This is a genomic window from Burkholderia sp. JP2-270 (assembly GCF_003233675.1).
GTDB lineage: Bacteria > Pseudomonadota > Gammaproteobacteria > Burkholderiales > Burkholderiaceae > Burkholderia > Burkholderia pyrrocinia_C.
In genome coordinates this window covers 338,897-360,321 of record NZ_CP029824.1, presented here as the reverse complement: position 1 = coordinate 360,321, position 21,425 = coordinate 338,897, and the positions used below count along the sequence as shown (strand labels likewise).

General features: G+C 67.9%; 15 protein-coding genes. 8 read left to right on the top strand and 7 right to left on the bottom strand.

All coding sequences use genetic code 11. From position 1 onward, the window contains the following. The first annotated feature begins 41 nt into the window (after positions 1-41). From tssE to tssA, 5 genes are all read left to right on the top strand, one after another. Complete coding sequence (gene tssE / locus DM992_RS01675; RefSeq protein ID WP_034183677.1) at positions 42-527, top strand: type VI secretion system baseplate subunit TssE; 486 nt, start codon at positions 42-44, stop codon at positions 525-527. Positions 528-603: 76 nt separating this feature from the next. Continuing rightward, on the top strand, positions 604-2,439 hold the full coding sequence (gene tssF, locus DM992_RS01670; protein WP_111015433.1) for a type VI secretion system baseplate subunit TssF: 1,836 nt from the start codon (positions 604-606) through the stop codon (positions 2,437-2,439). Next, positions 2,403-3,503 (top strand): type VI secretion system baseplate subunit TssG, encoded by a 1,101-nt coding sequence (tssG, locus tag DM992_RS01665; RefSeq protein ID WP_111015432.1) that lies wholly within the window; start codon positions 2,403-2,405, stop codon positions 3,501-3,503. Before tssF ends, tssG begins: the two co-directional genes overlap by 37 nt. Before the next feature lie 44 nt (positions 3,504-3,547). Beyond that, on the top strand, positions 3,548-6,217 hold the full coding sequence (gene tssH, locus DM992_RS01660) for a type VI secretion system ATPase TssH (protein ID WP_111015431.1): 2,670 nt from the start codon (positions 3,548-3,550) through the stop codon (positions 6,215-6,217). A gap of 56 nt (positions 6,218-6,273) precedes the next feature. Continuing rightward, positions 6,274-7,395 carry a type VI secretion system protein TssA gene (gene tssA, locus DM992_RS01655; protein WP_111015430.1) on the top strand — a complete coding sequence of 374 codons (1,122 nt, stop codon included), beginning with the start codon at positions 6,274-6,276 and terminating at the stop codon, positions 7,393-7,395. An 82-nt stretch (positions 7,396-7,477) separates the two neighbouring features. On the opposite strand, the gene DM992_RS01650 is transcribed toward tssA, so the two are convergent. The 4 genes from DM992_RS01650 to DM992_RS01635 form a co-directional block, all read right to left on the bottom strand. Beyond that, positions 7,478-8,437 (bottom strand): OmpA family protein, encoded by a 960-nt coding sequence (locus DM992_RS01650; RefSeq protein WP_111015429.1) that lies wholly within the window; start codon positions 8,435-8,437, stop codon positions 7,478-7,480. 4 nt (positions 8,438-8,441) lie between these two features. Continuing rightward, the gene (gene tagF, locus DM992_RS01645; RefSeq protein WP_034183687.1) at positions 8,442-9,431 is read right to left on the bottom strand and encodes a type VI secretion system-associated protein TagF; all 990 of its coding nucleotides are present in this window, start codon (positions 9,429-9,431) and stop codon (positions 8,442-8,444) included. Further along, a complete protein-coding gene (tssM, locus tag DM992_RS01640) occupies positions 9,428-13,372 on the bottom strand; it encodes a type VI secretion system membrane subunit TssM (RefSeq protein WP_111015428.1) in 3,945 nt (1,314 codons plus the stop codon). The genes tagF and tssM overlap by 4 nt, the downstream gene beginning before the upstream one ends. A 301-nt stretch (positions 13,373-13,673) precedes the next feature. Then, positions 13,674-14,519: a M15 family metallopeptidase gene (locus DM992_RS01635; protein ID WP_034183689.1), complete on the bottom strand. Its 846-nt coding sequence runs from the start codon at positions 14,517-14,519 to the stop codon at positions 13,674-13,676. Positions 14,520-14,640: 121 nt separating this feature from the next. On the opposite strand from DM992_RS01635, the gene DM992_RS01630 reads away from it, so the two are divergent. Further along, positions 14,641-15,621: a phage tail protein gene (locus tag DM992_RS01630; protein WP_111015427.1), complete on the top strand. Its 981-nt coding sequence runs from the start codon at positions 14,641-14,643 to the stop codon at positions 15,619-15,621. A gap of 205 nt (positions 15,622-15,826) precedes the next feature. Then, positions 15,827-16,855, top strand: coding sequence for a transporter (locus tag DM992_RS01625; RefSeq protein ID WP_111015426.1), 1,029 nt, complete (start codon positions 15,827-15,829; stop codon positions 16,853-16,855). 21 nt (positions 16,856-16,876) lie between these two features. On the opposite strand, the gene DM992_RS01620 is transcribed toward DM992_RS01625, so the two are convergent. Both DM992_RS01620 and DM992_RS01615 read right to left on the bottom strand, forming a co-directional pair. Then, entirely contained in the window at positions 16,877-17,029 is a 153-nt protein-coding gene (locus DM992_RS01620; RefSeq protein ID WP_081938569.1) for a DUF1427 family protein, read from the bottom strand. A 24-nt stretch (positions 17,030-17,053) separates the two neighbouring features. After that, positions 17,054-18,031 (bottom strand): zinc-binding alcohol dehydrogenase family protein, encoded by a 978-nt coding sequence (locus DM992_RS01615; RefSeq protein WP_111015425.1) that lies wholly within the window; start codon positions 18,029-18,031, stop codon positions 17,054-17,056. A gap of 162 nt (positions 18,032-18,193) precedes the next feature. On the opposite strand from DM992_RS01615, the gene DM992_RS01610 reads away from it, so the two are divergent. Further along, a complete protein-coding gene (locus tag DM992_RS01610; RefSeq protein ID WP_034183692.1) occupies positions 18,194-19,114 on the top strand; it encodes a LysR family transcriptional regulator in 921 nt (306 codons plus the stop codon). Between the two features lie 134 nt (positions 19,115-19,248). On the opposite strand, the gene DM992_RS01605 is transcribed toward DM992_RS01610, so the two are convergent. Then, on the bottom strand, positions 19,249-21,417 hold the full coding sequence (locus DM992_RS01605) for a M1 family metallopeptidase (RefSeq protein ID WP_111015424.1): 2,169 nt from the start codon (positions 21,415-21,417) through the stop codon (positions 19,249-19,251). Positions 21,418-21,425 lie beyond the last annotated feature (8 nt).

Below are 21,425 nucleotides of genomic sequence, written 5' to 3'. Positions count from 1 at the left end.
GCACGGCGTCCCGTTGCCGTTTTCGTAGTTTATGCCGGCCGATGAAACGATTCGAACCCAGTTTTCTCGACAAGCTGTTCGACGACGAACCGCACCTGCCGGCCTCGGCAGCGATGCGGCAATTGTCGCTGGACGAGCTCAAGACCACGGTCGCCCGCGACGTCGAGGCGATTCTCAACACCCGTATCGCGCACACCGAGAACGAGCTGGCCGCGCTGCCGGAATGCCAGAAATCGGTGCTGACCTACGGGCTGAACGATTTCGCGGGGTTGAGCCTCGCGAGTCACTACGACCGCGCGTTCATCTGCAAGTCGATCCAGCAGGCCATCGCGCGCCATGAGCCGCGCCTGCAGCAGGTACAGGTGACGTTCGAGCTGAACGAGCAGGCGACCAACGCGCTCTACTTCGCGATCCAGGCGCTGCTCGTCGTGCACCCGGCCGAGGAGCCGGTGAATTTCGACGCGATGCTGCAGCCGTCGACGCTGCAGTATTCGGTCACGCGCGCACGCGCCGCGAGAATGCAGTAAATCAAGCCGCCGAGCGGGCCGGACCGCCCGGTGGTTGATCAGGTCCGGCAGGAAATATTGAGGTTCGGGGTCGTCGATGGAAGAATTGCTGCCGTATTACGAGCGCGAATTATCGTTTTTGCGGCGCTATTCGCGAGATTTCGCCGAACGCTATCCGAAGATCGCGGCGCGGCTCGCGTTGTCCGGCGAGCACTGCGAGGATCCGCACGTCGAGCGGATGATCGAGTCGTTCGCGCTGCTCGGCGCGCGCATCAACAAGAAGCTCGACGACGACTACCCCGAATTCACCGAAGCGCTGCTGGAAGTGCTGTATCCGCACTACCTGCGGCCATTCCCGTCGTGCTCGATCGCGCAGTTCACGCCGGCGTCGCCCGGTCAACAGACCGAGCCGGTCGTGATCGACCGCGGCACCGAGCTGAAGAGCCGCCCGATCCGCGGCGTGCAGTGCCGGTTCCGCACCGCCTACGACGTGACGCTCGCGCCGATCCGCATCTCGGAAGCCCGCTACACCCCGGTCGCGCTCGCGCCGAGCGCGACGGTGCTGCCGTCCAATGCGACGGGCGTGATCTCGATCACGTTCGAGTCGCTCGCCGCGCAGCTCGATCTCGGCGCGCTGAAGGTGCCGACGCTGCGCGCGCACCTGCACGGCGAGCAGTCGTTCGTCGCCGCGCTGACCGACTGCCTGTTCGTCAACGTGCTCGGCGCGTATGTCGAGCCCGAACGCAACGGCCGCTGGACCGCGCTGCGCAAGCTGCCGATCGAGCAGGCCGGCTTCGACGAAGACGATGCATTGATCGACTACCCGGCGAAATCGCATCCCGCGTATCGCCTGCTCACCGAATACTTCGCGTTCCCCGACAAGTTCGATTTCGTCGATTTCGACCTCGCGGCGATCGCGCGCGCGTCGGGCCGCTGCCAGCGCGCGACGCTGCATCTGGTGCTGCAGGACGTGCGCAGCGATTCGCACGTCGCACGGCTGCTCGAGCTGCTGACGCCAAGCCACTTCCGGCTGTTCTGCACGCCGATCGTCAACCTGTTCCGCCAGCACGGCGAACCGATCCGCATCACGCACCGCGCGGTGTCCTACCCGGTGATCGCCGAGGCGCGCCGCGCGTTCGCGTACGAGGTGTACTCGATCGATTCGGTGAAGCTCGTCAGGCAGCAGGCGCATGAAGAATCGGTGATCGAGTTCCGGCCGTTCTATTCGCTGCATCACGGCGAAGCAGCGCGGATCGGTCACTACTGGTTCGCGCGCCGCAACGACTGGGTCGCGCAGAAGAGCCCCGGTTACGAAACCGAGATCTCGATCGTCGACATCGACTTCGAGCCGACGTCGCCGCAGACCGACACGCTGAGCCTCGACCTCACCTGCACGAACCGCGACCTGCCGGCGATGCTCGCGTTCGGTCTCGAAGGCGGCGACCTGTTCCAGGAAGGCGGCGCGCAGACCAGCGGCATCTCGATGCTGCGCCGCCCGACGCAGAGCGTGCGCTTCGAGCGCGGCCGCGCCGCGCACTGGCGGCTCGTGTCGCACCTCGCGCTCAATCACGTGTCCCTGGTCGCGCACGGCCTCGCGCCGCTGAAGGAAATGCTGACGCTGTACGACCTGCGACGCACGGCCGTGTCGATGCGCCAGATCGACGGCCTCGCCGGCATCGAGCAGCGCGGCGCCGTGCAGTGGCTGCCCGGCAAGCCGTTCGCGACCTTCGTGCGCGGCATCGAGATCCGCCTGACGATCGACGAGGAGCACTTCGTCGGCGCGAGCCTCGCGTCGTTCGTGCGTGTGCTCGACAGCTTCTTCGGGCTTTACATCCACCTCAACAGTTTCGTTCAACTAGTCGTCGTGTCGAAACGCACCGGCGAGGAGATCATCCGATGCAAGCCCCGGACCGGCGAATCGATCCTGGCGTAGTCGACGCGCTGCTCGACGAACCGCACCGCTTCGAATTCTTCCAGGCGGTGCGCGTGCTCGAAGGGCTGTTCGCGCGGCAGGCGTCGGATGCCCCCGGCGCATGGCGGCAGGGCGATGTGGTCGCGCAGCGCATCGAATTCCGCAACACGCTGTCGCTCGGTTTTCCGCCGAGCGAGATCGAGGGCGTGCGCTCGTTTGGCGACGACGGCACGCTGCTCGACTCGGGCGAGCAGCGCGGCGCCGCGCTCGCGGCCGGCGAGCTCGGCCACGTCGAGCTGACGCCCGCGTTCTTCGGGCTGCTCGGCGGGCAGGGCGCGCTGCCGCTGCACTACACCGAGCAGATCGTCGCGCGCGAGCACCTGAGGCGCGACCACGCGGCGCGCGCGTTCTTCGACGTGTTCTCGAACCGTGCGACCGCGCTGTTCTATGCGGCGTGGAAGAAATACCGGCTGCCGTTCCATTACGAGCTCGATCGCGACGAGCGCTATTTGCCGCTGCTGCTCGCGATCGCGGGCGTGCCGAGCGACGAGGTGCGCGACAGCCTCGCGGCCGGCGCGGGCGGCGTGCTCGACGAAGCCGTTGCCGGCTACGCGCTGGCCGCGCGGCACCGGCCGATGTCGGCCGCGTACCTGCAGCGCACGCTGTCCGACTATTTCCGCGTGCCGGTGAAGATCGACCAGTTCGTCGGCAAGTGGTACGACGTGCCGCCCGACCAGTTGAGCGTGCTCGGCGAAGTCAACGCGGTGCTCGGCGCGACGGCGCTCGTCGGCGAACGCGTATGGCAGCGCGACATGCGCGCGCGGATCGTCGTCGGCCCGCTGTCCAAGCGCGACTACGAGGCGTTCCTGCCCGGCGGCGCGCAGGCCGTCGCGCTCGAACGGATGCTGACGCTGCTCGCCGGCGTCACGCTCGAATACGAGGTGAAGCTGGTGCTGAAGCGCACCGAGGTCGGTGCGAGCGTGCTCGGCGCGGGCTCGCGGCTCGGCTGGGACGCGTTCCTCTGCACGCGCGACGCGATCGAGGATCGCTCGGACGCCCGCTACGAACTGCACGTGATTCACTGATTCCGAACGACAACAAACACGCAATCGAACCTGAGATCGACGCCATGAGCACGCCTCTGAAGACCCTGATCACGAAACTGAACCCGCTGTGCCGGCACGCGGCCGAGCGCGCGGCGAGCGCATGCCTGGCGCGCGGCCACTACGAGGTCGATCTGGAGCACCTGTTCCTCGCGCTGCTCGAGGAGCCGGCGGGCGACCTGCCGCTCGCGCTGCGCGCGAGCCGCGTCGATCCGCATGCGCTGCGCGCGGACCTCGAGCGCGAGCTGACGCGCCTGAAGACCGGCAACACGCGTACGCCGGTGTTTTCGGTGCACCTGATCGCGCTGTTCGAACAGGCATGGCTGATCGCATCGCTCGATTCGCAGCTCGGCCGCATCCGTTCGGGGCACCTGCTGCTCGCGCTGCTGACCGCGCCGGATCTCGCGCAGTTCGCGCAGCGGATGTCGTCGCAGTTCGCGGAAGTGAACGTGACGGACCTGAAGCACAAGTTCGACGAGATCATGGCAGGGTCGAGCGAAGCCGAGCCGCGCCAGGCCGATATCGACGACGGCGGCGTGGCGCCGGCCGCCGACGGTGCCGCGCCTGCGGCCGGTCCGTCGAAGACGCCCGCGCTCGACACGTACACGACCAACCTCACGCAGCGCGCGCGCGACGGCAAGATCGATCCGGTGATCGGCCGCGAAGCCGAGATCCGCCAGGCGATCGACATCCTGATGCGCCGCCGCCAGAACAACCCGATCATGACCGGCGAGGCCGGTGTCGGCAAAACGGCGGTCGTCGAGGGCCTCGCGCTGCGGATCGCGGCCGACGACGTGCCGCCGCCGCTCTCCGGCGTCGCGCTGCACGTGCTCGACATGGGGCTGCTGCAGGCCGGTGCGAGCGTGAAGGGCGAGTTCGAGAACCGGCTGAAGAGCGTGATCGACGAAGTGAAGAAGAGCGCGCATCCGATCATCCTGTTCATCGACGAGGCGCACACGATCATCGGCGCGGGCGGCCAGGCCGGCCAGAACGATGCGGCGAACCTGCTGAAGCCGGCGCTCGCGCGCGGCGAGCTGCGCACGATCGCCGCGACGACGTGGAGCGAATACAAGAAGTACTTCGAGAAGGACGCGGCGCTCGCGCGGCGCTTCCAGGTCGTGAAGGTCGAGGAGCCGAGCGAGCCGCTCGCGGCCGCGATGCTGCGCGGCATGTCGGGCCTGATGGAGAAGCACTTCAACGTGCGGATCCTCGACGATGCGATCACCGAGGCCGTGCGCCTGTCGCACCGCTACATCAGCGGCCGCCAGCTTCCCGACAAGGCGATCAGCGTGCTCGACACCGCATGCGCGAAGGTCGCGCTCGCGCACAGTGCGACGCCGGCGGCGATCGACGACACGAAGAAGCGCATCGAGCGGATCGACGCGGAAATCGCGTCGCTGGAACGCGAGGCAGCGGGCGGCGCGCCGCACGACGAGCGTCTCGCCGAGCTGCGCGGTGCGCGCGACACGGCGCTGGAGCAACTCGCGAAGGACGAAGCGCGCTACGAAGCCGAGCGTGCGATCGTCGCCGAGATCACCGAATTGCGCGAAACGCTCGACAACGCGCGCGGCCCGTCCGAGGACGGCCAGCCGGTCGACGTGCAGGCGACGCGCGACAAGCTCGCGGAGCGCGTCGCGGCGCTGCACGCGCTGCAGGGCGGCGAGCCGATGGTGCCGCTGCAGGTCGACGGCCACGTCGTTGCCGAGATCGTCGCCGCATGGACGGGCATTCCGCTCGGCCGGATGGTGAAGGACGAGATCGACACGGTGCTGAACCTGCAGCCGCTGCTGACTGCGCGCGTGATCGGCCAGGACCACGCGCTCGACGCGATCGCGCAGCGCGTGCGCACCGCGACCGCGAACCTCGAGGATCCGAACAAGCCGCGCGGGGTGTTCATGTTCGTCGGGCCGTCGGGCGTCGGCAAGACCGAGACGGCGCTCGCGCTGGCCGACATCCTGTACGGCGGCGAGCGCAAGATGGTCACGATCAACATGAGCGAGTATCAGGAAGCGCACAGCGTGTCGGGCCTGAAGGGCTCGCCGCCCGGCTATGTCGGCTACGGCGAGGGCGGCGTGCTGACCGAGGCCGTGCGCCGCAACCCGTATTCCGTCGTGCTGCTCGACGAGGTCGAGAAGGCGCACCCCGACGTGCTCGAGATGTTCTTCCAGGTGTTCGACAAGGGCACGATGGACGACGCGGAAGGGCGCGAGATCGACTTCCGCAACACGCTGATCATCCTGACGTCGAACGTCGGCTCGGCCGCGGTGATGCAGGCGTGCCTGAACAAGCCGGCCGAGGAGCTGCCCGATCCGGACGCGCTCGCCGAGACGCTGCGCCCGCAGTTGTACAAGACGTTCAAGCCCGCGTTCCTCGGCCGGATGAAGGTCGTGCCGTACTATCCGATTTCCGACGACGTGCTGGCCGAGATCATCGAGCTGAAGCTCGAGCGGATCCGCCGCCGGATCGACGCGAACCACAAGGCCGCGTTCGAATGGGACGAGTCGCTCGTCGATGCGGTGCTCGCGCGCTGCACCGAGGTCGATTCGGGAGCCCGCAACGTCGACCATATCCTGAACGGCACGCTGCTGCCGGAGATCGCGGGCCACGTGCTCGGCCGGATCGCCGACGGCGCGGCCATCGCGCGCATCGCGGTGCGCGCGGACGAGGCCGGCGAATTCGCCTACACGGTCGAATGAGCGGTCGAATGAGCCCCCGCGCGCGACATCTGATGCATCAACGGATTCACTGAACCATGCCGATCAATCTCCCCGAGCTGCTGACGCCGATCAGCGATGCGTCGCCCAGCGGCGACGACCTGCTGTTCTCGAACGAATTCGATGCGATCCAGGACGCGCGGCGCTACGACGATCCGACGCTCGACCAGGGCGAATGGGTGACCGAGATCAAGGAGGCCGACTGGGGCTTCGTCGTCGACCATGCGGGCGAGCTGCTGCGTACGCGCACGAAGGACCTGCGGCTCGCCGTGTGGCTGACCGAGGCGCTCGCGCTCGAGGACGGCGTCACCGGCCTCACCGAAGGCTATGCGCTGCTCGAGGGCCTGTGCCGCGAGTTCTGGGACACCGTGCACCCGCTGCCCGAAGGCGACGACACCGAGTACCGGCTCGGCAACGTCGCGTGGCTGGCCGGCCGCACGGCCGAGCTGCTGCGCGCGGTGCCGTTGACGGACGGCGCGTCGAACGCGTTCAGCACGCTCGACTGGGAAGTGGCACAGCACGTCGCGCAGTCGATCAAGCGCGACCCCGAACACGCGGACGACATCGCGCGCGGCAAGCCGTCGATCGACCAGATCGATGCGTCGCGGCGCGTGACGCCGATCGCGTTCTACACGGCGCTGCTGGCGAATCTGAAGGCGTTCGAATTCGCGCTCGATGCGTTCGAGGAGCGGCTCGTCGAGCGGGCGGGCGATTCGGCGCCGAGCTTCCGGCAGGCGCGCGACGCGTTCGAGACCGTGTACCGGCTCGCCGAGCGCTTTGCGCGCGAGCAGGGCTATACGGGCAGCGCGCCGCACACGCAGCCGGCGCAGCAGGCGCAGCCCGAGCGTATCGAGCCGGTGTTCGGCAATTCGATCCAGACCGAGGAGACCCACGTGCAGTCGCAGACCGCTCCGCGTCCTCCGGTGACGCAGATGATCGCCGGCATCCAGAACCGTGCGCAGGCCGTCGACCAGTTGCGTGCGGTGGCGCGTTATTTCCGCCAGACCGAGCCGCACAGCCCGGTCGCGTACCTTGCCGACAAGGCGGCCGAATGGGCCGACATGCCGCTGCACAAGTGGCTCGAGAGCGTCGTGAAGGACGATGGCTCGTTGTCGCATATTCGCGAGCTGCTGGGGGTGAGGCCGGACGAGCAGTCGTAAACGCAAAACGGGCGGTGCATCGCTGCCGCCGCCCGTCGTGTGCCGTGCCGCTCCGCAAAGGCGCGGCCGGCCGGTCGATCCGTTACTGCCCCACCCGGAACTCGATCCGTCGATTCCGTGCCCTTCCATCCGCCGTATCATTCGGCGCGATCGGCTGATCCGGCCCGACGCCCGTCGTCGTCATCTGCTGCGGCGGGATGCTCTTCGTGATCAGGTAACCCTTCACCGCGTCCGCGCGCGCCTGGCTCAGCGCGATGTTCGAGGTCCGGTTCCCCGAGTTGTCGGTGTGGCCGATGATGTCGACCGTGCGGTTCTGCATCTTCGCGAGCGCGGCTGCCATCTGGTCGAGGATCAGCCTGCCCTGCGGCGTCAGCGTCGCGCTGCCCGTCTCGAACTCGATCGTCCGGTTCGCGAGCGTCTGGTCGAGCACACCCTGCTCGGACGCCGACACGCGCAGCCCGTTCTTGATCGTGTAGGTCGGGTTCAGCGTGTTCGCCATGTCGCTCGCGAGCTGCTGGCGCTGCGCCTCGTTGTGCACCTCGCCCTTCATCTCGATCTGCGTGCCGTTGATCTTCAACTGCCCCTTGCTGATCTGCTTGAGCTGCGCGCCGAGCAGCTTCTGCACGTTCGCGCTCCAGTTCGGCGGCGTCGCAACGTCGCCGACCTCGATCTGGTCGACGACGTTCGTCGCGCCGTAGGTATCGCGCAGCTTCTGCAGCACGGCGGCCTTGGTCGCCTCGTCGGGCACCTTGCCGCCGACGACGACCTGGCCGGGCGCCGCGTTCGCGGGCGGCGGCGTGATCGTGCCGGCCGTGCCGTGCACCACCGTGCCGGAAGCGGTCGCCGGCGCGGCGCCGGGGTTCGGGTTCGACGACGGCAGCGCGGTCGTCGCGACCGAGCCGTTGCCGACCGGCGTGACGGTCGCGCCGGTGTTCTGCGCGAAGGCTGCGCCGCTGGCAACGAGGCCGGCGGCGAAAAGAGCAAGGAGGGTGGAGCGGGCGGGCGAGAGCCGCGGGCGCCGGGCGTGAATCGTGCGATGCATCCCGTCAGCCTCCGATGAACGCTTCGCGGAACGCGTCGATGGCGACGCGCAGCGAGAGTTGCGGTTGGTCGAGGTAGCTGACGAGCTTGCTGATCTGGTGATCGTTTTGCGCATGGGCGTCGATCCACTCGGGATCGTCGATGTCGATGTTGTGGGCGGCGTAGGTCTGCGGATCGACGACGCTCAGCAGCGTCTTCGCCGACGCGCCGTTGAAGCCGATGATCAGGCGTTCGCGTTCGGCGATCGAGCCGATGAAGATCGCGAGCTCGAAGTCGGCCTGCGCGACGAACGGCGCGATCAGTTCGAGCCAGAACGCGGCGACGAGGCTGCGATAGAACGGATCGACCGGCAGCGGCAGCGTGAGGCCGCGCTCGATGTGCGACGAGCCGCTCTGCATCACCGGCCGCAGCAGCGAGCCGAGCGCGAGCATCGCGCCGCGCAGCCGCACGGGGTGGCCGCTTTCGAGCAGCATCTGCTGCAGGCCATACAGCGACTGGTGTTCGACGAAATCGTTGAAGGTGCCGTCATGCGACGTGCCGGGGCCGCCGACGTCGATCGGCACCTGCGTGTCGCCGAGCGCCTGCAGCGCGCCGGGCGGCTCTTCCTTGCCGAGCAGCGGCGGGATCTGCGTGGCGACGCGCGACCACAGCCGTGCGAACGCGAGCGGGCTGCGCGCGAGGAACGCGAGCGGCCGGTCGACCTCGAGCGCGGTTGCGCCGAGGAACGGGAAGCGGCGCATCGACACGTCGTGGCTCGCGACCATGTGGCCCGCGATCGCGAGCTTGCTGCGCGAGCCGAGGAACGCGAAATGCATCGGCTTCGCATCCTCGTAGACGAGCTTCCAGCGAGGGTCTTCCGCGAGCAGTTCGAGCGCCTGTGCGATCCAGCGATCGAGCGTCTGCAGCAACTGCGGATTGTGCGGGCTCTTCACGAAGTCGCCGCGCGACGGAATCTTGCCGAAGTAGGCGATTTGCGCCTGTACGGTTTGCGTCATTGCGCCCCCTGTGCATTCGTTGCGTTGGCGGCCGCGATGGCCGGCGCTGCGCCCGGCGTGCCCGTGCCGGACTGGGTCGCGTTCTGCGCGGCGCCCGCGCTCGCGTCGGCGACCGACGACGGCAGTTGCAGGCCGCGCAGGCTCTGCTGCTGCGGCTGGTCACCGCCGCCGCCTGTCGGCTGCGACGTGCTGATGATGCGCATCGTCACCGACACGTTCACGCTGCCCTGCACCCACGTCAGGTCGAAGGTGCCGTCCGGACGGCGCTTGCGCTGCGCCGAGTTGATCAGCTTCTCGAGGCCGTAGCGGCCCGGTTCGTTGACGAGCTGCACCGTGCGGCCGTCGAAGGTCGTCGCGGACAGCGTCGCGCCCGGCGAACCCTGCGGGTTCGGCCACACGAAGTTGGTCCACTGCGGTGGCGTGTTGCGGTAGCGCAGTTGCTGCCCGTCGATCGCGATCGTGTATTCCGTCGTGCCCGTGCTCGGCTGCGGCAGGATCTGGAACACCGTCTGCGGCTCGGACGCCGCGGCCGCGCCGCCTGCCGCCCCGCCCGCGAGCGGCGCGACCCAGCGCGCGAAGCCGTTCGTGAAGTCCGGCGTGAGCCCGATGCCCATGTCGCCCCACGTGCGGGCGGCGAGCGTGTCGCCGCGGCGCACCGCGAGCGGCCCGAGCGTCGTGCCGACGAACTTCGCGATCGAGCCGTCCGGACCGAACACCTGCGCGATCTCGCCGGCGCCGGCCTCGACCTTCGCACTGGCCGCGAACGGGTACTTCGTCGCGAGCGAGTTCTGGAACGGCTGGTAGACCTGCGCGTTCCACACCTTGTTGACTTCGGCGCTGGCCGGCTGGATCACGACCGCGAACGCCTGCATCAGCGGCCGCACGAGCAGCGGGCGCAGCGACTTGCGTTGCGAATCGGTGAGGCCCGTCAGCATCTGCTCGTCGACGAGCTTCAGCGACTCGGCGAGTTCCGAACCGTTGCCGTCGAGCGTCTGCTGCATCAGCTGGCGCGCGCCGGGGCCCGGGTCGCCCTGGTTCTTGATCACGTTGAAGCGGGTCCGGACCTTCGACAGCGAATCCATGTAGCCCTTGAGCATCGACGTGCCGTCATGCGTCGCGACGATCCGTGCGAGCCCGATGAACTCCTGGCCGACCGGACCCATCGGCACCTCGGCCGGATTGCCGTTGATGTCGATGTTGGCGGCCGCCACCTGGCCGGCCTGCGAGCGCGAGAACAGTTGCTTGACCCAGTTCATGACGCCCGTCTGCGCCTTCTTGATCGCCACGTTCGCGAGCGACGGGTTGTCCCACGACGTCTGGTCGTACGCGGTCTCGAGGATCTTGCGGATCGGCGAATCCTGCGGGTCGCCGAGGCGGTTCATCCCGTCGACGGCCTGGCCGAAGCTGCTGAAGCCCTGCACCGCGATGCCCTGCATGAACTTCTGCCAGTGCTGCGCGTACTCGGTCTTGTACATGCCGACCAGCGTCTTCTGGATCTGCTCGGGGCTGCCCTCGAGCGTCAGGTCGTCCTGCGTCGACGTGTTCAGCACCCAGTCCTTCGCCTGCAGTTCCTTGGTCGCCGCGTCGCGGATTGCCGGCTGCACGTAGTCGAACCACGCTTCGCGCGTGAACGTGCCCGGAATCGCGTAGCTGCCGGCCACCAGCCCCTGGTTGCCGTCGCCGACGATGCGCGCGATGGTCATCGGCGCGAAGCGGGTCGATGCGCGCGCCTTGATTTCCTCGTAGACGCGCTGGCGGGCCGGCATCCCGCGCACCACGCGGCGCAGGTTCTCGCGGGTCTGGTCGACGAGCGCGAGGTTCGCGTCGATCATCGGCCAGTCGTCGTCGTTCACGCGGGCGAGGTAGAACGAGATCATGCGCTCCGCGCTCTTGATCATCTCGTCACGCGGCATGTTGCCGCGATTCGTCTCGAGCCAGCCGCGCCAGAAGCGGGCGAGCTGGTCGGTCAGGTGCGCCTGCTCGACGTGGCGCTTGTCGGACAGCATCAGGTACGTCTTGAGCGCGTTGTACGCGTCCTGCACGTTGGTCGGCGACGCGTCGCTGTAGAGGCCGCCCTGCGGTGCGGCCGGCTGTTGCGGCGCGGCGGCCGGCGCGGTGCCGGACGCGGCCGGTGCGGCACTGGCCTGCGGTGCGGCGCCTGCCGGGTTCGTCGAGACGGGCATCGTGCCGCCCTGCACGGCACCCGATTCGGGCGGGCGGGTCATCGGCACGAGCTGTTCGGGGTGCGCGTTCACGTCCTTCATGAACGACGCGAGGTTCTGCGACACGGGGGCCAGCAGGATCTGGCGCACGCCGTTGTAGTACTCGGTCAGCAGGTGCTGCTCGAGACGGTCGCCCTGGTACAGGCCGAGCGACACCGACAGCGGCTTGTCGCGGCGGAACTGCTCGAGCTGCTCGATCCGGTCTTCCAGGATGTCCATCGCCTGCAGGCGCGACTGCAGGTCGTTGCGGCCCTGCTGCAGGCGCGTGACGTTGTCGAGGTCGGCCTGCACGTTCGAGACCAGTTGCTGGTTGCCGATCGTCGACCAGGTCCAGCCGCCGAGCGCGAGCGCGAGCGCCGCGACGAAGCCGAAGAAGGTCGCGTAGCGCAGCCGCGTCTTGGTCGGGCTGGCGAACTGGCGCACCGTCTGGCGGTCCGCGAAGATCACCTTCGAGAACAGGTCGCGCAGGAAGAAGCCGTTCTTCGAGAACGCGCTGTGCGGCTTCGGCAGCGCGCTCGCGTCGAGGCCGAAGCGGTGCGCGATGCGCTGCGCGGCCGCGCTGTTGGTTTCGCCTTCCTGCAGCGCGCTGGTGAAGTAGAAGCCGCGGAAGATCGGCTTGTACTGGAACGGGTTGTTCTCGAACAGCGTCGCGAGGAACGCGCGCAGCGACGGCTTGATCGTCGAGAATTCGAGCGGGAAGCTCAACTGGCCCGGCGACAGCTGGTTGCCGCGCGACAGCGACAGCTGCGCGACGCTGATCTCCTTCAGCCCTTCGTAGAGTTCCTCGAAGTGCGTGTCGAACTGCGCGACGACGTCGCGCTTGTCGTCGGGCTCGTAGGGCAGCGTGGCGCCCCACACGCGATCGTATTCGTGCTTGTCGCTGCTGCTGAAGAATTCGGTGAAGCCGGTGATCAGGTCGGCCTTGGTGAACATCACGTAGACCGGCGCGAACACCTCGAGCTTTTCCGTCAGCTCCTGAACGCGCTGGCGAAGGTTTTTCGCGAGGTTGATCGCGAATTCGGGGCGGTTGCCGGTGAGTTCGGCGATGCTCGCGGTGACGATGATGCCGTTGATCGGCGCCTTCGGGCGATAGCGCTTGAGCAGGCCGAGGAAGCCGAGCCACTCGCTGCGGTCTTCCTCGTGCACCGAATAGCGGCCGGCCGTGTCGAGCAGGATCCCTTCGGTCGTGAAGAACCAGTCGCAGTTGCGCGTACCGCCGATGCCGTGGATCACGGCGCTGTTCTTGTCCGCGAACGGGAACTGCAGGCCGGAATTGAGCACGGCGCTGCTCTTGCCCGCGGCCGGGTTGCCGATCACGATGTACCACGGCAGTTCGTACAGCGCGGAGCCGCCCGAGACCTGGCCGATCTTCGACGTCTTGATCGTCTTCACCGCGTCCGACAGGCGCGTGCGCAGCACGTCGAGGTCGGCCGTCTTCGCGTCGGGCGCGAGCGCTGCGGCGGCGGGTGCGGCGATCTTGCCGGTTTCCGCCTGCTCTTCCAGCACCTGGCCGAGCTGCTGGTTCGCGCGCTTCACGCGCCAGCGGCGCCACAGCGCGACGACGAGCCACAGCGCGAGGATCGCCGCAAAGGCGATCGCCGCCCACAGGAGCGGCAGCTGCAGCATGTCGGCAACGATGAAGAGGATGGCCGCTAGCGCGACGATCCCGACGATCGAGAGCGTACGCGGATGAGTCAGCACGTTGAGGATGCGTTGCATAGGACGTTCAGGTTCCGGTGCGATTCTGTGAGGCGACGCAGGCGCGCCGAGCGGCAAGGGTGGCGCCGCGATGTGTCGCCATGCTGTCAAACGGGATGAAGGGGGCTGGCATCAATGCGCCCGCGGCATCGGAGAAGGCGCGCGCATTAATGAAAGGACGCTGTGAGATTTAAAACGGAAGCGGCGGCCGCAAAAAATCGCGCACCGGAATGCCCGATTTTTTGCGTCGCCCGTATCGTTTCCTGCCGGGATATTAAAAAGCCCCATGCCGCCCTCATTATTTCCTGTCCGGCAGCCCTGGCTAGCTGCCGCGTCCCAGTTTAAAACCGGGTTTATGGTATTCCACGTGCCCGAGATCCATCATTTTCCAGCGGCCCCCCCAGGTCAGGCCGACTTGCTCGGCGACCTGGCCGTACAACTGGTAGCCGCGCATCGCCCACGGATCTTTCTCGGAAATGACCAGCTTGCCATCGCGCAGGAATGCGTTGTCGGCCGCCAGCCCGAATTGGTGATAACTCTGGAAGGCCGCCGCATTGGTCACGTTGCTGCCCATCTGCGCCAGCCGGTTTTGCCGTTCCGGGCTCCGGTAACCTTCCAGCAGCGCCATTTCATAACCATATTGTTCGTGCATGATCTTGTAGACCAGCAGCAAACGCGTACGGAAATCCGGGTCCAGCAGGTTCCAGTCGCGGCTCGCATCCTTCAGCGCCGGGCGCACCTGTTCGACTTCCCGGGTGGCGAAGACTTCCGGCGGCAGCGGCGGAGGCGGCACGAGCTGTTCGCCCTGCAGCAGCGCGGCGATCTTCTCGTCGGGCACGCGCGCCGTGTCGTCGTACTGGAACAATTGCCGGCCGCGTAACGCAATGGCGACCAATGGCGGCGTCGCAAGAATACCTGCCGATACCGTAATCATCAAGCGCCGCCGAACCAGTAAATTTTGCACATCGTTTAATGCGCCGCGCGTAGCGCTTGCCGATTTAACAATCTGACTCCGCGTACGTGCGGCGCGATCGTTCGCACGGCGCGTAAGACGGCCGTGAAACTGGGCGACGGATTCGAAAACGGTCGCGCGGATACCCGGTAAAAGCAACAGTGCCGCAACTGCGACGGCAAGGGCGAAATAGGCGACGAGTGCGACGGCAATCAACGAAATCCCCGGAAATTGGAATTGATTGTGTTTTGCAATGCTTGCTCTTAGAATCAGGCTGCTTTGAGAGGCCGGGCTATATTATCGCGGTGAATTAAACCAGGATTCAATGAGACGCTGAATGAGTGCGCCGGAAAATTCAAATTCGAAAACTCCACCCAGCCTGCTGTCCGATACTAAACCGGAAGGCAACGGAGGAGCTCAGCAGTCTCGCATTCTCGCGAATCTGGAAGGGCGTGTCACGCCGCCCGCCGAACCGGCGCGCCGTTCGCTGAAGGCGCCGATCGCGGCCGTCGTGGCATTGGTGGTTGCCGTCGGTGGCTGGGGCGCATGGCGCATGCAGCAGCATTCGGGCGAGCAGGCAGTCGCTGTCACGGCTGCAGTCGCGCCCGCAGCGGCCGAGCCGGCCAAGGCCGCGCCGGCCAGCGGTGCCGCCGTGCAGGTCGCGCAGAATGGCGCGTCCGCCGTGCAGCCGGCCACGATCGTCAACGACGATTCGGCTTCCCGGACCGTTGCATCCGCATCGTCCGCGTCCGGCGCGGACAACAGCCGCCTGTCGCGCGCGCTCGCCGATGGCGCCGACGACGCATCGGGCGCAGCCACGGCCGGCGCTGCCGCAGCCGCCACGGCCGCCGCGGCAGCGACGACGAAAACCGCGAAGGCCGACGCCGTGAAGAACGCGAAGGGCGACGCCGCGAAGAGCGCGAAGGTCGCGGCGCAGGGCAAGGCCGAGACGAAGGCCGAAGCCCGCAAGCATCGCAAGGAACAGGAGGCCGAACTCGCTCAGGCGAAGAAGCGCCGCGATGCGGCGTCGGCGCGTACCGCGAATGCGAAGGCGGCCGGGAAGGACGATCCGGATGCGGATCTGCTCGCGGCGCTCGTCGCGCGCACGAAGCCGGCCGACAAGAAACTCGCCGCGCAGAAGGCGCAGGCCGTGCCGACCAAGACGGCGGCGGCGACCGGTTCGCTTGGGGCGCGCGTGAAGGAGTGTTCGGAGCGCGGCTTCTTCGAGGATCAGTTGTGCCGCTGGCGCGTCTGCGACGGCCACTGGGGCAAGGACCCGGCATGCCCGAACGCCGCGCAGTCGGAGACGCGGCAGTAACGCGTCCTGCACATGCCGCGATGCCGTATCTGCGCCGCCCGTTGGGCGGCGCGTTGCTTTTGGGGCACGGAAGCTGCCGGTATCATGCGGCGTGACACTGTCACGAGTGCGTCACGCCCGTCGGGCATACGTCTCCTTTCTTTCCCGGCGCGGGCCCGCGACCCGCGATCTGCGGCGCGCCGCGCATCGCACGACTTTCGACACGATGGACCTGATCGTACAGACTTACGGCGCCGATACGTCCGGCATGGTGTGCGGCTTCCGCTTCGTTCCGGGCGGATCCGGCGCGACGCTCGACGCCGATGCGGCCGCCGCGTGGCTGCGTACGTGCCGCGAGCGCGACGCGGTCGCGTCGGACGATTTCGTCTGGCTGCACTTCAATCTCGCGCACGGCGCGAGCGAGCGCTGGATGCGCACGCATCTCGGGCTGCCGGACAGCTTCTTCGAATTCCTCCACGAAGGTTCGCGCTCGACGCGCATCGAGCAGGAAGACGGCGCGTTGCGTGCGATCGTCAACGACGTGATGTTCAACCTCGAGCTGACGCCGTCGGAGATCGCGACGCTGTTCGTCCACGTCGAGCAGCGCATCATGGTCACCGCGCGGCTCAAGCCGCTGCGCTCGGTCGACACGCTGCGCGCGTGCGTGCGCGACGGCGAGCAGTTCAGGTCGCCCGCGGAACTGCTCGTGCACCTGCTGCGCGACCAGGCCGACCTGCTGATCCAGATCATGCGGCGCACGAGCATCGACGTCGATCGCATAGAGGATCGCTTTTTGTCGCAGCGGCTCACGTCGAGCCGCATCGAGCTCGGTGCGATGCGCCGCACGCTGACGCGCCTGCAGCGCATGCTCGCGCCCGAGCCCGGGTCGATCTTCCGGCTGCTCGCGAAGCCGCCCGCGTGGCTGCACGCGGAAGACACGCAGGAGCTGCGCGAATCGACCGAAGAGTTCTCGCTGGTGCTCGGCGATCTGTCGGGGCTCAACGAGCGGATCAAGCTGTTGCAGGAAGAGATCGGGTCGCGTCTCGACGAGCAGAACAACCGGACGCTGTTCACGCTGACGCTCGTGACCGTGATCGCGCTGCCGATCAACATCGTCGCCGGCTTCTTCGGGATGAACGTCGGCGGCGTGCCGTTCTCGGAGAACAAGCACGGCTTCTGGCTGATGGTGCTGCTCGTCGCGGGCTTCACCGCGCTCGCCGCATGGTGGGCGTTCCGACGTCGCGACGATCGCTAGCGCCGGCGCCGTTTCGGCTCGTCAGCGCAGCAGCGCGATCGCGCGTTCGCCGATCACCATCCCGAGCAGGCCGACGAGCGCGACGAGCGGCGGGGCCGGCGAGCGCACGTGCAGCAGCGCATACAGCACGCCGACGCCGAGGCCCACTGCGAGCGAAGTCAGGTAATCCATCATGGCGGTCTCCCGTGCGGTCCGGCGTCAGGGCTTGAGAATGACGCGCTCGCGCGCACCGGCCAGCACCGCGCGATACGCGTCGTGCGCGCGTTCGAGCGGGTACACGTAGTCGTCGCCGATCGGGAACGGGCGCAGCGTGCCGTTGCCGAAGCCGGGTGCGAGCGTGTCGAGGATCTGCGCGACCGCGGCGCCGCCGAGCTGCAGCGAATCGATACCCACGTACGTATGCTGGCCGCGGTAGAACGCGAAGATGTCGAACGGCACGCTGCGGTCGATCGTCGAGATGAAGATCTGCCGCGCACCGATCGCCATCGATGCGTTCGCGGCTTCGAAATACGGGCTGCCGACCGTGTTGTAGACGATGTCCGCGCCGCGGCCGCCGGTCGCCGCGTGCACGGCATCGGCGACGGGCCAGCGCGACGCATCGATCATGTGCACGTCGCCCGATGCATGGCCGCGATAGCCGCCAGGGCCGCGCTCGACGCCGATCACGGTCGCGCCGCGCGCGGTCGCGAGCTGGATCGCGGCCTGGCCGACCTTGCCGTTCGCACCGAACACCAGCACGACGTCGTCGGCCGTCGGCATGCCGGCCCGGCGCAAACCCTCGTATGCGGTGACGAACGGCACGCCGACGCCGGCCGCTTCGTCGAGCGTCAGCACGGCCGGCTTGCGGCGCACCAGTGCCGCGTCGAGCACGAGCCATTCCGCATGCGAGCCGTCGCGCCCCACGCCGAGATCGCCGCCCGATCCCCACACGGGCGCGCCGATCCACTCGGCAGGGCCGCCGCGCACGATGCCGGCCCAGTCGCGCCCCGGCGTGCGCGGCCACACCGCGTGCGGCATGCGGCCGAGCGCGGCCTTCACGTCGCTCGGGTTGACGCCGGCCGCGCGCACCTCGATCAGCATCTGGCCGTCGGCCGGCACGGGTTGGTCGATTTCCCTGACGCGTGCGTCGAGCGACTCGATGTCGGCGGCGGGGGCGTCGAAACGGATGCTGCGCATGATGATCTCCGTGGCGGATGGCTGCCGCGCTGCCCGGCGGGCCGGCGCGTGCAACGGGTGGAAAGGATGAATGCAGTCTAGTCGGGGCGGTTTGACGCGGAAATATGCAAAGGTGGATGATTGTTTTGCGATTCACGCATAGCAAAACCCGAGGCCCCCTGAATGGACGACTTCCTTTCCCCGCATCTGGCGCTGTTCGTCGACGTGGTCGACCAGCAGAGCTTCTCGGCGGCCGCGCGCCGCCTCGGCGTCGCCGCGTCGTCGGTCACGCGGCGCATCGACCGGCTCGAGGCGCAGCTCGGCATTCGCCTCCTGCATCGCACCACGCACGCGCTGCGGCCGACCGAGGCCGGGCAGTTGCTGTACGGGCGCGCGCTGCGGATGCTGGCCGAGCTGCGCGGCCTGCAGGAAGACCTGCACAGCCAGCACGACGAGCCGAGCGGGCTGCTGCGCGTCGACTGCCCTGCGCCGTTCGGCAGGCTGCACCTGATGGCCGCGCTGGCCGCGTTCATGCAGCGTCATCCGGCGCTGCAGGTCGACCTGGTGCTGACCGACAGCATGGTCGACCTGCAGGGGGCGCGGCTCGGCTCCGACGTCGATCTCGCGGTGCGCATCGGCCCGCTCGAGGACACGCGCTTCGTCGCGACCGTACTGGCGCCGCAGCGGCGCGTGCTGTGCGCGAGCGCGGCCTACCTCGCGCGGCGCGGCGAGCCCGAATCGCCCGACGCGCTCGCCGGACACGACTGTCTCGCGTGGCATGGCGCGCCGCCGCCGGGCGCCTGGCGCTTCGGCGACCGCCGCCATGTGCCGGCGCAGCCGCGGTTTCGCAGCAATCATTCGGAAGCGTTGCTCGAAGCCGCGATCGACGGGCTCGGTCTCGCGCACCTGCCGACCTGGCTCGCCGGGGATGCATTGCGCGACGGACGATTGCGCGCGGTGCTGCCGCAGTATGCGGCGGCGCCCGAGCACGCGACGATCCACGTGTTGCGCCAGCAGGCGCGCGGCAGCGCGCGTGCATCGCGGCTCGTCGCGTTCCTGGCAACGTGGTTCGCGCAGCCGGCGTGGGATGCCGCGTGGGCGTGATCGCAAGAAGGGGCGTCGGGCGATAGCGCCGCGCCGAAAGAAAAAAGGGCCTCGCTCGCGAGGCCCGTCAAAGGTCGGGAGGAGGTGCGCCGGCCGGCGCCGCAGGCTGCGCGGCACCGGCCGGACGCGCACCGTTACTGCGTCACTACCTTGCGCGGCTTGAAGATGCCCTGGTACTGCAGGGCCGGGCGTTCCTTCGTCGCCGGCGCGATGCCGCCGAAGGTCGGCGTCTGGCGCAGCTTCATCGCGGCCGGCGAAGCGACCGAACCGATCGACGTCGAGCGCGAAGCCGGCGCGAGGTTGTTCGCGACCAGCAGCGCGGCCTCGCTCTTCAGGTTCGACAGCAGTACCGGATCGGACGAGCCGTTGACCTGCGTGAGCAACCCGCTCCAGGCCGCGTCGCTGTAGTTCACGACGTAGTAGTCGAGCCCGCTCGGGTCCGCGACCACGCCCGTGCAACCGTCGATCCGCGTTTGCGTCTGCGTGTCCTTCAGCGCGAGCGTCGTGCGTTTCGCGAGACCCTGGCCGTACGCGAGCGTGATCGGTACCGTCCACTGCAGGCCCGGATACGCGTTCTTGTTCGGGAACGGCTGCTGTTTCAGCGTGACGATCGTCTGGTTCTTCGTCATGTCGCACTGCGTGTCGAGCGAGATCAGCGGCACGCCGGTCTGGCGCACGTAGCTGTCGCCGATCGCGCCGACCGGCTGGCCGCTCGCCTTCGACAGCGCATCCCACAGGCGCCTCGGCGTGCCGTTGCCGAACGAGTAGTCGACCAGGTACTGCTGCAGACCCTGGCGCAGCGTCTGTTCGCCGAGATAGTTCTCGAGCGTCTTCAGCACGTGGCCGCCCTTGTCGTACGTGAACGCGCTGGCGCTCAGCACGAAGTCGTTCGACGCCCAGCCGTTGAAGTTCGGCGCGACCGGGAACGCGTTCGGGCCGATGTCACGATTGATCACGCGGTACTTGTTCTTCACCTGGTCGAGCCAGCTGAACTCGTCGGGGAAGAACTGGATCGTCGTCTTCGTCTCGAAGAACGTCGCGAACGATTCGTTGAGCCACACGTTGTCCCACCAGTCGGTCGTGACGAGGTCGCCGAACCACTGGTGCGCGACTTCGTGCGTCAGCACCTCGTTGCCGTAGCGCGACATCGGCTGGCCCGGCTGCGGCAGGATGTCGTCGGCGAACTCGAGGATCGACCCCCAGTTCTCCATCCCGCCGAAGTTCAGGTCCTTCTGCTCCTTGAACGCGTCGTTCGCGGCGACCGTGTCGAACTTCGTCAGCGGCAGCGCGATGCCCGTGTAGCGGTAGTAGTAGTCGAGCGCCTGCTTGGTGCGGTCCATCGCCGGCTTCGCCCAGTCTCTCATGCCCGGCGGCGTGAACACGCGCAGGTGCAGGCCGCCCTTGCCGCCCGGCAGCGGGCTCGTGAAGTCGTCCTCGTAGGTGTCGAACAGGCCGCCGCCGAAGAACAGCAGGTACGACGGCATCGGCGGGGTCTTCTCGAACTGCACGAGCTTGTAGCCGCCGCCGATGCCGGTCGACGGCTTCTCGGCCGCGTTCGACACGACACGCCAGTTCTGCGGCACTTCGGCCGTCACTTCATAGGTCGGGCGGAACGCCGGCTCGTCCCAGCCGGGGAACCATTGGCGCGACAGGTTGGTTTCGCCCTGCGTGAGGATGGCGCCGCTCGTCGTGCCGTCAGTGCTCTTCAGGTCGACGCGGAAGATGCCTTCCGCGGCCGAGCAGCCCGGATACGGATCGTCGCCGCAGCTGCCGCCCGTCTTCGCGACCGGATCGTCGTACGACTTGAAGTTGATGATGCCCGACCACTCCATGTGCAGCGAATAGTTGCCCGGCGAGATCGTGCCGCTCACGGGGCGCAGCTGGTAGAAGTCGCCCTTGTCCTGCGGCGTCGCGATCAGCTGGATGTTGCCTGGCTGCAGCGTGATGCGGCCGTTCGTGAACTTGATCCGGTGGCCGGCGATCACGATGTTGTTGACCGGCTTCAGCACCTTGATCTCGACGTCGGCGCGGCCGTCGAACGCGTTCAGCGCTTCGTTCGGGCGGAACCACAGGCGGTAGTTCACGGGTACGACGGTGTCCGGCAGCTCGACAGGCGATACGCTCTTGTCGACGTTGGATGCGCTTGGCGGCGCAGTGACGGCGGGCGACGAGCCCGAGTGCGGCGCGCCGGCGGAGCTGAGCGCGGAAGCCGAGCCCGCGCCGCCGTCGTCGCCGCCGCACCCGGCGAGCGCGAGTGCGGCGACGAGCGGCAGATAACGCATCTTGCGAATGTTGATCGACATGACTGAAA